Genomic DNA, 13,424 nt, shown 5'->3' on the forward strand with positions numbered 1-13,424 from the left:
AACTTACAAACATTGATGTATTCTGGTATACAACAATAAATAAGAGGCTCAACAAGCACTATTTTCGGACTGAAGACCGTAGTCATCACTTCCATTAACACAAGCAAACGCCAATATCCCCATGCGAATTGGAGAATACAAAGTACCGATTGCAGTTAATGAAGATATTTTCAACCAAACAACCCAATAAATAGTAAGAAAAATATGAATTGACGAGGCACAAGCAAATGTGAATTGTTCCTTCGAATCTTCATAAGGATTGACTAAAACAAAAGCACCCAACTATAAAAATTACGATTCCTCATAACATAGATTTAAGCCTAATTGCAACAATAACATAACACACCCCCAACCTAATACATTCACCTTCGAGAATTTTATAGCCCTTTAGTTTCTACAAAACTTTTAAGTTTTTCAAATGCAAAAGGATTATCAGGAGTTGAAAATTCTATACTAACTATTCTTTTATTTTTTACTTCCAGTATGCAGGGATAAATACTATTATTTGTCGGAACGACAAATTTGCCTTGTTTATCATAATGAATGTTGGGATAATCCTTTAAGTGCTTATTAATTTTTCGCTGCAATATCTTTAACGACTCAATTTTTGTAAGTACAAAAAGTACCTCCTTATTCTCAAGATATTCTCCCATAAAAAATTCAGCCTCTTCAATACAACCAGTACATCCAAGTCCAGGCAAAATAACTACCCAATCATAAGAAGTTTTATCATTAATATGAGATATAGCTTCACTTAAAAAATCTTGTTCAATTTTATTATTTTTTTCATGACAGGAGGCCAGAACAAAGAAAATTGCCCCAAATAAAACAATCATTTTTTTAAATTTCAATTTCATTTCAAAATACTTTACTTAATTACTTTTGGTTCAAATATTTTAAACGTCATATACACTTCTTCAATATCACCTTCATCCAGATATTCAATGTTTAGACCTTCCTCGGTCACGAAACTATTATCCCAATTCCATTCATAGCTATTCCCTATCACAGTTTCTCCTAAATAACCAAAATTCTTATCCATCACTATAATGGCTATTGGCTTATCCTTAATCTTTGTGTGTACTGTTGCGTCTGGAACAGCTTTACGTAAAAATCGATAATAGACCTCCCTATATTTATCATATAACAAAGCTGAATATAAATCTTGATCAATTACATGTCGTATTGACTCTTGTCTAGGAATCGATTTAGGATTCCCCTTTAGTGGCCGAATTGTACCAGCAAAATTACTTCCACCATATACCTCCTTATAAGTTTCATCGCCTAAAGCTTGAATATAAAGATTATGAGACACTGGAAAGCTATAAATCATTCTATTTTGATCAATATCCAATTGTGGATATACTTTGGTAAATATTGGGTCGCCCCAAGTAAAATTAGAACCATATAATTTACTCGGATATAAACCATTATGCTCGATCTTACCTGTTTCATATTCTATTTGAGCCATAAACTTTATCTTGTCTAATAAAGGATCAGGTATAATTCCTATATAAAATCCGGGAAGCAATAAAGTAGTTTCCATTTCAATGAAGGGCGTTGACGTTTCAGGAAAATATTGACAATTATTTACTAATACTTCAGGAAATTCCTTAAAATCCTTATCTCCTATCAGTGAGTATTTATTTAAAATTTCGGATTTGTTATTAGCTAAGATTAGTTCCATAGTTTGATAGTCTGCTATATATATGGAATCCATACTTTTTATGTGATATCCCGTTGGATAAGGAACTGCATTGGGACCGTGCTTTTCGAATTTTAGTATATTCTCATACTCAGAGCTTTCATAATCATAAATATAAATGGCATTATCAAAGCTGTTTATAAAAGTAAATTTTCTTCTACCTGTGGAGTCTATAAAAATTTCTAAGTACTGGGGTTTAGGGGCAGTATTTGAATCTAAAGGAAATTTTTTTACACTTGTTACAAACAATTCCATGGAACTATTTAAACTTCCCTTCTTAGGGTTTTTTATTTCAGGCAGATTAGACGTACATGAAAGAACCGTTGAAAGTATTAATATTGAGTATATTGTTTTCGCCATTATCGATTATAATATTAAATTTAGCAAGGCCAATTCATAGTTGGCCTTGCTAATTGAAAGTTAATAGATTATTCACTATAGGTGGCATTCCCTTGCCGATGTATCATATCTGCACCGATCTGAAATAGTACACACTGCATTAGCCGAACTGGCTTGCGATTCAGGGCATGCTTCTGCAGGATTAATACTTAACAAAGAATTTAAGTCTAGATTGCTACTTAGTGCACCAACAGTATTGCTACTCATGAACATACCAATAGATAGTGCCATAACTCCTATAATTCCAATTATTTTTTTCATCGCATTTGAATTTAAAATATTACAAAAGAACAAAGTCTTTTGATTATTATGAGTGAAGGTGCAAAGGTCTTTAGGGAGGCACCACCTTTGCAAAAATACCATGCCTTTTACACTTAATAATTGGCATCGCAAAAAACATCCCTTAATCTCCTTGTATTTACATAGGCATATGACTTTTATAGTTGAACATTGTTTTGATTACACACCTCTTGGGAAGGTGATGACCTCCCCATTTTTCATCTTATATTTCACAAATCGACTGAAGAAAGTCTTAAAGGTTGCTCAAAAAACCTTTTTTTATCCGATTTCACTTTTTTCTTTATGTAGAACTCTATTAATGGTCAGTATTACTTCTAAAAAACTCCTTTATGTTCCAGTTCTTGTAACATTTGTTTTATAAAATACAATGATTATCTGCACTAAAAATATAACAACCCATCCCGTGGAATTCACAATTTTCACCTTTTTAGTTAGGGATGCGTGATATACTTGGCATAATTTATTTTTTAAATAGTAATAACCATATATACAACCAATTACCGATCAAAATGGAGCCATTTCCTACAAACATAATAAAATATTCCCAATATTGGGAAGTTTTATTAAAAACATTGCTATTTCAATCAACATTAGCTACACGGACCCATAATCATTGAGTTTTCATGTTTTTTTAACAAAAAATCTTTTTTATAGAATAAAATTATCCCACATATGAGAAATTTATTACATTTAGCTATCCACAAAATCCTATGATTTTATGCCAGTACTACACAATATTAATTTTGATAAAGCCAGTTTTAAAGATTTTGAAAAAATTCCCAACCTAAACTCTTTTCAAAGGACGGAGGCCTTCAAAGAATTTACCGATTATATGGAAACCCACGGCCATATGAATTATCGTTTTGTAACCCATAACGGTTGTGGCCCTGAAATTTTGGTAAGCTCTCCATTTCAGGAAAAGCCCCAAAGCTGTATAAGCCTTGTTTCCAATGACTACTTAAATTTTACTCAACATCCAAAAGTCAAAGCTGCTGCTATTGAAGGTATTCAAAAATATGGAACTGGAGCCGGGGCATCGCCATTGATCGGAGGGCATCATGATTACCATGTTATGTTGGAAGACAAACTATCCTCTTTTTTTGGTAGAGCTAAGAGTTCTTCTATAATCTACACTACAGGCTATACCGCAAACAGTGCTACATTGCTGGCAATGTTAAAAAACAACGATTGTGCCATTGTGGATATGGCCGTACATGCTAGTGTGTTTGAAGGGTTATTGGAAACAAATGTTAAAAGATTTCCCCATAACAATCTTGATTATTTAGAAAGGGCCTTATCCGACACCCGGTCAAAATATGTAACACGGTTGGTTATCATAGACGGCGTTTATTCTCAAGACGGAGATCTTGCCAAGATGAGTGAAATCTATGACCTTACCAAGCTATATGGGGCCTTCCTTATGGTCGATGATGCACACGGTATTGGAGTATTAGGAAAAAATGGCAGGGGCGCCATTGAAATGTTCGACCTTCTGGACAAAATTGACATTATTTCCGGTACTTTAAGTAAAGCATTGGGACATATAGGAGGGTTTGTCGTTTCCAAACCTGAAGTTATCAATTATCTACAATTTCAATCCCGCCAACAAGTTTTTTCCTCAACCTCGACTCCCGCAACCAATGGGCTACTCGTTGCACTTAATTTAATTGATGAAGAACCCGAGTGGCGCAATCAACTTGCAAAAAACGTAGCTTATTTTAAAAAAGGATTACTAGATATTGGGTTGGACATAGGTCCAACGGAATCACCAATAATCCCCATAAAAATTGGAGATGCACATAAAACTGGAGATGCTGCCCGATTGTTGCTTAAGGCAGGTGTGTACGCCAATGCCATTGTTTATCCTGGGGTTTCCCGTAAAGATGCCAGAATCCGTACTAGTTTAATGGCTACACATACCAAAGAGCATCTAGACAAGGCCTTAAATGCGTTTGACTATGTTAACCAAAAATTAAATATTTCTCTAGTCCATTAACATTTTTTAACTGGATATTAATATCTAAATTCAGGCTCCATTTTGCAGCACTTCACAAAAAGTTCTATTTTTATTCCCAATATTGAAAATGGCATTCTATGGGGAGGAAAATATACCAAGGAAAAATCAATAATAAGGAACGTTCAAAACAGAAACTAATAAATGCTGTTGGCAAGATTCTCAAAGTCAAAGGTTACACTGGCTTGACCGCAACGAATATTGCAAAAGCTGCCGGCTTAAGCCGACGGCTTATTACTATGTATTTTGATTCAGTGGACGATTTGATTGAAACCTATGTTAGGGATAGGGATTTTTGGTCTACCGCTGCTTCAAAAACCGATGAGATGATTGCAATTACTGAGGGTAGGGATACCAAAGAAATAATTAATTATTTATTGCAGAATCAAATTGATAATTTTTACAATAATCCTGAAATGCAAAAACTCATTTTATGGGAAATCAGTACAAAATCAAAAATTATGTACGAGGTTTGTCAAGAAAGGGAACATTTAGGCACCAAAGTATTTGAACTGACAGATAAAGAACTGAACAACAAAGACATAGATGTAAGAGCCGTAACTGCTCTTTTAGTGGCTGGAATTTATTATATGGTACTTCACTCCCAATCAACGGACACTACATTCTGTGAAATTGACATTGATGAACCAGAAGGTATGAAAAGGATTAAAAATGCAGTTAGTTTAATCCTGGATAAAACTTATAATAATTAATTCATGAAGCTCTATTAATTAGATAGAATTAGTATGACAAAATCCAATCGCGATGTAACCTATGAACATGTTTTCATACAAAGACAATAAAGTTTGAGTTCGATCAATGTTTGGTAGGAATAAGAAGATATCATCTAAAAACCTTTAGGTGGTGCCATTGTCACTAATTATGTTTTGGGCTTGATATCTCAGATGCCCATTAAAAGCTCATTTGAATTCCATATTATACTTGATATTTCCGAAAACACTCTCCGCCTCTGTGCACTTTGTTTCTTAGGATTTTCCAACTTCACTTAACTGCCTTTTTTTGGTCATGGGATTTATTTCAAATCTTGGTCAATCCACTTTATGTGTTATATAAATATTAAAAATACGATGCTTTTATTTTATCCCTTGCTCTGAAGTCTTAATAATTTTCTTTAGCCATTATTCCCTGCAATATAACCATCCCATACCCCCTAACACTCTCCTTCCTCCAACTATGCTCCGCCTCCTCCCAATTGGACAAGAAACCCAATTCTAACAGTACCCCTGGACAGATATTTTGGGTTTCCCTGAGAACCTGAAAGTTCGAGTATTTCATGCCCCTAATTTTAAATCCTAAAGCCTGATCGAATTCAGACAGGATTACTTCTGCCAAGGTTTTGGATCTGGATCGAAGGTATGAATTCGTGTTAGACTTGGGTTGCTGCACATAAACCTCAATTCCTTGTGCCGCCTTCCGCTCTGCCTGATTGCAATGAATGGAAATAAAAACATCAGGCTTCAAAACCTTGACCAACCTGGTCCTATCGTTCAAAGAAATTAAAGTATCCCTATATCTGGTCAAATAGATATCAAGACGGTTTCCAAACAGCTCCCTATTCAAACGTATCGCTTCCATTGCCACTTCTAGAACAATATCCTTTTCCATTATGCCATTCACTCCAATGGCCCCTGAATCCACTCCCCCATGTCCGGGATCCAGGACTATAATTGGGCGTTTGTTCTCTTGGGCATACAAGGGAGTGTATACCAACGTAATCCCTGTCCAAAGGCAAATTATCCAATAAGGCTTCATTCTTTCCGAATTTTAAAGTGCGTGTTGCACAATTTTCATCGTTTTCCCCAGATTATCTCCAATACGTAAAATTTTAACGCTTTCAGCTGTTAAAATTTATTCGATCCCGATCGATTCCCTTGATCCTTTGGAAATTCCTCAACGAATAATTCATCAATCGGTCTTTCCAACATTAGTTGGGGAGCATAAAAAACGAACAGTCATGAATAAACCAATTAAAACTCTTTTTCTCTTACTTATGACAACGGTACCATCCTTTGCCCAAATTGGGGGAATCGAAGACTCTGTCAACGATGTTTCGGATACCATCAGGACCATCTTTCCCATTATCCTAGGAATCATTTTCCTCATCGGATTCCTATTCAACGCTGGACATTTCTTTGGAGAAAATTCAGATCTTAAAAAGGGTATCACCAGAGTACTGGTCTTTGTCCTTATCGCAGGTGCCGTAGTGGGCATCTTTACTTACCTAATAGGAATTGTGGTCTAATGCGAAAATTCGAGGTATATCGCAACATTAGAAAACAGGCCATGATTTTCGGCCTGTCCATCTCCTTTTTTGCCCTACAGATGATCTGTGTCTTAGGCTCTTTGATGGTCATTATATTCTCCTTCAGTCTTGCTATGATTATAGGAGTATCTGTATTCAATGCCGCTCTTTATATAGCCCTGATCAGGATTATGAACAACCCCCAGACCTTTGCCCTTTGGAGAGTATTCCCCAAAATTATCAGCAATAAGAAAACATCATTACTATCCTATGGACAAGATTAATCTTTCGGCACACCATCCCATTGCGGATATTCGGGACAATATCGTCTTTGCCAATAATGGCAATATTGTACTTTGCTATAAAGGGTTGTTACCAGAAATCCACTCCCTTTCCGAGAAGGATTTTGAAGATATCCATGGCAGCTGGTTCCAGGCCATCAAATCCTTGCCCGTCGGATGTGTGATACACAAACAGGATGTTTATCTAAAGAAGCAATACACTGCTGAAAACCTGCCCAATAAAACTTTTTTGGCCAAGGCCACCCATGACCATTTTAAAGGTCGGGAGTATATGGAACATAGCTGCTTTCTGTTTTTCATCCTTACCAAGAACAAAACCTTGAACAACGCAAAATATGTAAACCCCTTTCGTAAAGTACCCCAAGGGATTCCCCAGGGACTGGACGATCAGGTCAAAAGTTTCATGGACTCCGTAAACGACTCGGTTTCCTATATCAACAACAGTCGAAAAATGCAGTTTGTTCCTTTGTACGAAAAGGAAATCCTCAACCTTACCGACAATTATTTCAATGGGTTCAATGAGGATTTTGATACCGATATTCTTTTGGACCGATCCAAGATATCCATCGGGGAGAATCTCTTTGATGTGTTGGCCATTAACAGCGAACTCTGCTTCGGGGAACATGTCCAGAGCAGTAAGACCAACGAGAAATTCACTTCGGACGATTTTGTATTCCACCAAGGGTTTATCGATGGGATTGGGCTCACTCTGCACGAAAATCATATCGTAAACCAGATCATCTACCTGGACGATAAACATAAATGGCGTAAGCTGTTGGACAAGAAGATCGAAGAACTGAACAAAAGTTCCAATTTTGGCTCCCAGAACAAAGTAACACTTGCAAAAGTCCAACAGATCCTGGACCAGATCAATAGCGATGACAGCTCGCGCATCATCCGTGGCCATCTCAATGTTATCTATTGGCATCCCGAGGTCAAGGGACTTACCAAAATCGGTTCAAAGATAAGGACCGAGTTCAAGGAACTGGACATTGTCCCCTATTACCCCAGGGGGGAGGAACGAAAAAATTATATCCTAAATAGTTATTTCTGTTTCTCCCCCAATTTTTCGGACGGGGATCTTTATGTGACCGACCTGAAACATGCTTTGTGCCTGTATATCAATAACAGCAACTACAGATCGGATGCTACAGGGATTATTTTCAACGACCGGGAACACAACATTCCCGTATTAAAGGATGTCTGGGATGAAAGTAAAAAGCGCATCAAAGCACGGAATTTTGCCATTTTCGCCCCTACGGGCGAGGGCAAATCCTTCCTGGCCAACAATATACTCCGCCAATACTTTGAGGCCGGCGTCCGGTTGGTCATTATCGACCTTGGAGGGTCCTACACCAAGTTTGCAAAGCTTTATCCCGAACAATATACCGTACTGAGATATGAGAGTGGGAAGAACCTGGGCATCAATCCATTTTACGTTCATGAGCCCGAAGATCTAACTCCTGAGCGATTGGAAGATTTGTCGGTCTTCCTTTTTGAATTGTTGGCCTCCGAGCTGAAGGTCACCAAGGCCCAATCGGTCTCCATCAAAAAGATACTGTTGTATTATTATCAGATGGTCGGGGAGAACCATTCCCTGGACAGTTTCTATCGTTTCATAGAGGAGCATCAAAACAGCTTGTTGGATCAGCTTAAAATACAGGCCGATTACTTCAATATCCCCGGCTTCCTTCACATCATGTCCGAATACGTTGGCAATGGGCTGTACAGCTTCCTGTTCGAGGTCAGTGAGGATCAGACTTTTAAGTTAGAGGACAAGAGATTGATCGTTTTTGAACTGGACGAGGTAAAGGACAATAAGGAAATCCTTTCGGTGATGCTCAAACTGATCAAGTCTGCCATCCAAAGAACAATCTGGAAAAATCGAGCGGAAAAGGGCATCATCCTTTTTGATGAATTTGCCAAACAGCTCAAGTTCGACAATGTATTGGAGAGTGTGGAATTCTACTATCAGGCCATTCGAAAACAGAACGGGGCCATAGGGATCATCCTGCAATCCATCAACCAATTGCCCAACAATTCCACTTCGGCCAGCATCCTAGAGAATACCCAAGTCGTTTATAGTCTGAACAACGAAAAGGGATATGGGGAACTGAAGAACCGTCTTAACCTCTCCAACCATGACCTAAATCAATTGAAATCCATCAAGAATAACCTCACCGGTCCGCACAAGTACACGGAAATGTTCATCAAGATAGGGAAGGAAAGCAACATATATAGGTTGGAGGTACCCCCTGAAGTATTTGCGGCATATCTCACGGATGGTGAGGAAAATGAAGCCATAATGGCCATTTATGAAAAGACCAACGATATGGAAAAGGCCATAAAAGAATTTATTAACCCAAAAAACAAGAACGTATGAAAATTTCAAAAAAAATTCACGAACACTTCGGCAATAATTTTGCCATGGGCAAACCAAATGGAAAACAAACCCTTAGGAAAAGCGTGCTTACCATGGTCATTACCCTGACCATGGCCATATTAATGCCTGGCCGTGCCACGGCCCAGGGAATACCGGTATATGACAACACCAATTTCATCTCGTTTATGAAATCCCTTCTGGAATCGGGCAAACAGACCTCGCAATTATTGAAGACCGTCAAATTCCTAAAACAACAAAAGGAAAACGTGGACAAGGTCAACGATGTAATCAAACAATTGAAGGCCGTAAAGGAACTGGCCGATAGCAACCAACGCTTGTTCGACATCGTACAGGACGATCTGAGGGAGATCTTCAGCTCTCCCTATATCAAGCCCGATGAAGTTGCCCGTATCTCGGATTCGTTCAACGACATCATCGAAAACTCCTTGACGGGCATGGATTACATAGAGGAAGTGCTGTCCAGCGACAACCTTAGGATGACCGATGCCGAACGGGCAGCGATACTCAAGGAAAAGGAAGTGCAGTCCAAGGAAATGGTGGCCGAGATCGAATCCAAGACAAGGCGCTATCGGGAAATCATTGCCTTTAGGGAAATGCAGGCCGTTATCAACGGCAGGAAGGCCAACTATTGATATATGACAGGGATAGCCTTAAGCATAGGATTGGAATATGTGGACACTGTTTTCCAGACCATCAAGAACAGTGATTTCTCCCAGTACACCATTACTGGAATGAAGACCCTTGCGGTATTGTTCTTTTTGATCAATATCCTGAAAAAGTACAATGAAGGTGTGGCCAACAATGAAGGCTATACCTGGGGGCTGACCCCTGCCGAACTGGCCAAGAATTTTGTGGTAGTGATCATAGTCATTTTTTCCACCCAGGTGTTGGGAGTCTTCGATGCTATTTTGGTGGCCATCGAGTCCCAATATAGGGACACGGCTCCTGCCCTACTCCCCTTGCAGATGCAGGAAATAGACATTGAACGGGACGTAGGGGCGATCGAAGCGGCAAAAAAAGCTATGGCCCTATTGTACGAGGCTTTGGTGACCCCCTTGTTCGGCCTTAAAATCTTGGCCTTCATTATCGGCCTTTTCCTATGGTTGATGGACCTGTTCATCTATCCCTTGTTCTTGGCGGAACGTTTCTTTCTGTTGGGGATCATGCAGGCCTTTTTTCCATTGGTCATCAGTTTGGCCGTTTTTGAAAAGTTCAGGTCTATGGCCTATAACTTTTTTAAGCTCTATGCGGGGGTATATATGGTGGTCCCTGCATTTTTCTTGGTCAATGTATTTATCAACTTGCTATATACCGAGGTGAACACCAACTTTTGGTCCGACCTGTTCGGAACGGACTGGGGGAGCCTATTCTTTGCGCCCTTGATACAATTGGGGTCCATAGGATTTATAGTGTTCCTGAAATTCAAATTGTACCGGCGTGCCATCTCTTTTACTTTGAAACTGTTCAGCGGTATATAGGTCTTCACTAAAAACCATTAAAACGCAATAATGAAAACACCTTATAAAAATATCTACAAAGTCCTTGACCAAAATCGGTTCATAGTTTGGTCAATGGTCATAGGCACCATGGTGACCTGCGTCGTAGCCATCTTGTCCATGTTAAAACTGCACAGGGAAACCGTCGACAAAGTTTTTATGGTCAATACCGATGGGGACGTGATACCCTTAAAATTGGTCTCCCAAAAAGAAAATCTGGGCGTGGAAGTCCTGTCACATTTGGAACTGTTCCACACTTACTTCTACCATATAGACCCGAGCAACTACGAAAAGAACTTGGAAAAGGCGCTTTGGTTGGGCAACAGTTCGGTGGATGCCCTGTACAGGCAAAAAAAATCGGACGGGATATATAACCGCTTATTGCAGTATTCCCTGGTGCAGAAGGTACTCCGGATCGAATCCGAGATAGAGATCTCCCAAGAGCCCTATACCTTTCGTACCACTACCCTGTTCCAGATCAATCGGGGCCAGGTAACCGATACCTACGAACTGGTGACCTCCGGTAATTTGATCCATGTGGACAGGAACTTTCCCAAGAACACCCATGGTCTTTTGATCACCGACTATTTCGAGAACTCTTTAAAAAAGGTACAGAATGAAAATTGAAAGGAACAAGATCGTATTCGGTTCGGTAATCCTGGTCATTGTACTGTTCATTGTGGGATATGCCATGTTGGTCATGGACAAAGGGGGTGAATCCGGAGAATCACTGGATAAGACCGCAGTGCCGGAATTAGAAGAGCAGCAAAAGGAGTACCGCTCCAAACTGGAGGCTGTTGACAATATTCCAGAAGAACGGGTAAAAAATGCACCCAGTATTTACGATGAAAGGTTGCTGGATTCCACAGGTTTATATGATCCCGATTTTATGGACAGGGATAAACAACGCATCGTGGACAGCATCTATAGCCAAGGCCGGATCGATTATTCGCAAGGTAGATACCGGAATGCGGAGGCAAAAAAAGCAAAACCAGTTGTACCAGTTGCGAAGGATACTATCAAAGAGGAAGTTGAAGAATCCCATACTACCAAGGAACTGGCATTGGAACACCAGCTCTTTTTTGCTGCAGATCCAAAATCCCAATCAATATCCTTTGCTCCAGATCCCCAGGTGGTTTTGGTAGAAGTGGACGGCAATCAAGTGGTAAGGGCCAACAGCCGTTTGCGAATGCGCCTACTTCAAGAAATACAACTGGGCAACACAATGATTCCCAAAAATACCTTGGTCTACGGCATCGTCAATTTTAAGCCGAACAGGACACTCCTCAAGATTGACAATATAGACCATATTCCTGTTAAGATGAAAGCTTTCGACCTCCAGGATGGACTGGAGGGCATTTATGTGGAGAACAGTATAAGGGGGGAAGTTGCCAACGAGGTGGTCGATGATGTCCTGGACGATATCAATATCGCAGGGGTTCCACAGGTAAGCGGTATCAAAAAAGTCTTTCAACGGGGCCATAGAAGAACCAAAGTGGCCATACTCAACAATTACAAACTCATTTTAAAGGCTCCAGAGGGGCAATAAATTTATACACCTATGAAAAAATTGATAAGCATGATGGGTCTACTAATCATAATGGCCACGGTAAAAGCACAGAATGGGAAAGTCCTCGACACCATATTTGCCAATGAACAAATGACGGTATCCCTCTTCTTTCCGAATCCTATTAGGCAAGGGATTACCGGTTCCCTTAATTACGCCTTTAGCTTCAATAGGGAAAGGGCACAGTTTTTTGGACTCCTTCAGGCCACCCCCGGGGAAAACAGTAATTTATTGGTGGTTACAGAGAATGGCAGCGTATATTCCTTTCTGCTCCGGTATTCCCAGAAGCTTGAAAAGCTGAATTACTTCATTGATATCTCCGACCGTATTGGCCATGAAAGGACCGGTCCCTCCATGGTTCCCCAGGTAAAATTGTCCTTGGCCGACTCGGATACTGTCCCTACCAATGATAAGCCTTTGGACTATCCAAAACTCTGCGCCCAATTGCTCCGAAATCCCAGGCCTTTTAACCAAATAAAATATAAGGATGGGGTTACGATCCGCATGACAAAAAGTATCTATTATCTCAATGAGGTCTACGTGGTCTTTGAAATTGAGAACAATTCCCAGATCGATTTTGAGATAGATTCTTTGAATCTCTACAAAGTGAACGGCAACAATAAGCGTAAATCATCCTATCAGGCACTGTTACTCTCTCCTATCTATCAATTCCAAACCCCAACAGTGGTTCTCAAGGACCAGACAGTAGAGTTTATAAGTGTGTATCCCAAATTTACTCTGGGAGCACGTGAGAGGCTATTGGTGAAACTGGAAGAGTTGAATGGGGATAGGGATCTAATTTTGAAATTGAGATAATCTACCTGAATTTAAATGCAATAAAACCTAACGCCTAATGAGGTTACAGTTCAGTGAAAGGAGACTTTCGTCCAACCGTGGCTTTAGACAAAAATTATATTTTATATGCACTACTGATTATCAGTAAATCCTTACCGTACAAAGAGTGTCAAATTAAT

Annotated in this window: 13 protein-coding genes; 10 read left to right on the forward strand and 3 right to left on the reverse strand. The window is 39.5% G+C overall.

Translation table 11 applies throughout. The annotated features are described in order from the left end of the window. Positions 1 to 377 precede the first annotated feature (377 nt). Together KO529_RS01510 and KO529_RS01515 are read right to left on the reverse strand one after the other, a co-directional pair. Entirely contained in the window at positions 378 to 857 is a 480-nt protein-coding gene (locus KO529_RS01510) for a hypothetical protein (RefSeq protein WP_215946158.1), read from the reverse strand. Between the two features lie 11 nt (positions 858 to 868). Beyond that, positions 869 to 2,065 carry a DUF4221 family protein gene (locus tag KO529_RS01515; RefSeq protein ID WP_215946159.1) on the reverse strand — a complete coding sequence of 399 codons (1,197 nt, stop codon included), beginning with the start codon at positions 2,063 to 2,065 and terminating at the stop codon, positions 869 to 871. A gap of 1,057 nt (positions 2,066 to 3,122) precedes the next feature. On the opposite strand from KO529_RS01515, the gene KO529_RS01520 reads away from it, so the two are divergent. Continuing rightward, the gene (locus KO529_RS01520) at positions 3,123 to 4,400 is read left to right on the forward strand and encodes an aminotransferase class I/II-fold pyridoxal phosphate-dependent enzyme (RefSeq protein ID WP_215946160.1); all 1,278 of its coding nucleotides are present in this window, start codon (positions 3,123 to 3,125) and stop codon (positions 4,398 to 4,400) included. Positions 4,401 to 4,498: 98 nt separating this feature from the next. After that, positions 4,499 to 5,131 (forward strand): TetR/AcrR family transcriptional regulator, encoded by a 633-nt coding sequence (locus KO529_RS01525; RefSeq protein ID WP_215946161.1) that lies wholly within the window; start codon positions 4,499 to 4,501, stop codon positions 5,129 to 5,131. Positions 5,132 to 5,537: 406 nt separating this feature from the next. Here the strand turns inward: KO529_RS01525 and KO529_RS01530 are convergent, their stop codons facing one another. Continuing rightward, complete coding sequence (locus KO529_RS01530) at positions 5,538 to 6,191, reverse strand: N-acetylmuramoyl-L-alanine amidase family protein (protein ID WP_215946162.1); 654 nt, start codon at positions 6,189 to 6,191, stop codon at positions 5,538 to 5,540. 202 nt (positions 6,192 to 6,393) lie between these two features. Here KO529_RS01530 and KO529_RS01535 point away from each other — a divergent pair, with 202 nt between their 5' ends. From KO529_RS01535 to KO529_RS01570, 8 genes are all read left to right on the forward strand, one after another. Continuing rightward, positions 6,394 to 6,681 carry a hypothetical protein gene (locus KO529_RS01535; RefSeq protein WP_142190931.1) on the forward strand — a complete coding sequence of 96 codons (288 nt, stop codon included), beginning with the start codon at positions 6,394 to 6,396 and terminating at the stop codon, positions 6,679 to 6,681. Next, positions 6,681 to 6,965 (forward strand): hypothetical protein, encoded by a 285-nt coding sequence (locus tag KO529_RS01540; protein WP_215946163.1) that lies wholly within the window; start codon positions 6,681 to 6,683, stop codon positions 6,963 to 6,965. Before KO529_RS01535 ends, KO529_RS01540 begins: the two co-directional genes overlap by 1 nt. After that, the gene (locus tag KO529_RS01545; RefSeq protein WP_215946164.1) at positions 6,952 to 9,366 is read left to right on the forward strand and encodes a TraG family conjugative transposon ATPase; all 2,415 of its coding nucleotides are present in this window, start codon (positions 6,952 to 6,954) and stop codon (positions 9,364 to 9,366) included. Before KO529_RS01540 ends, KO529_RS01545 begins: the two co-directional genes overlap by 14 nt. A gap of 92 nt (positions 9,367 to 9,458) precedes the next feature. Further along, positions 9,459 to 10,019, forward strand: coding sequence for a conjugal transfer protein (locus tag KO529_RS01550; protein ID WP_252734278.1), 561 nt, complete (start codon positions 9,459 to 9,461; stop codon positions 10,017 to 10,019). A gap of 3 nt (positions 10,020 to 10,022) precedes the next feature. After that, on the forward strand, positions 10,023 to 10,865 hold the full coding sequence (locus KO529_RS01555) for a hypothetical protein (protein ID WP_215946165.1): 843 nt from the start codon (positions 10,023 to 10,025) through the stop codon (positions 10,863 to 10,865). Between the two features lie 30 nt (positions 10,866 to 10,895). After that, positions 10,896 to 11,510: a conjugal transfer protein TraK gene (locus KO529_RS01560; RefSeq protein ID WP_215946166.1), complete on the forward strand. Its 615-nt coding sequence runs from the start codon at positions 10,896 to 10,898 to the stop codon at positions 11,508 to 11,510. Next, positions 11,500 to 12,432 carry a conjugative transposon protein TraM gene (gene traM / locus KO529_RS01565; RefSeq protein WP_215946167.1) on the forward strand — a complete coding sequence of 311 codons (933 nt, stop codon included), beginning with the start codon at positions 11,500 to 11,502 and terminating at the stop codon, positions 12,430 to 12,432. Before KO529_RS01560 ends, traM begins: the two co-directional genes overlap by 11 nt. Before the next feature lie 12 nt (positions 12,433 to 12,444). Further along, entirely contained in the window at positions 12,445 to 13,266 is an 822-nt protein-coding gene (locus KO529_RS01570) for a DUF4138 domain-containing protein (protein ID WP_215946168.1), read from the forward strand. Positions 13,267 to 13,424: the final 158 nt, after the last annotated feature.

The organism is Arenibacter algicola (assembly GCF_018860365.1).
GTDB lineage: Bacteria > Bacteroidota > Bacteroidia > Flavobacteriales > Flavobacteriaceae > Arenibacter > Arenibacter algicola_B.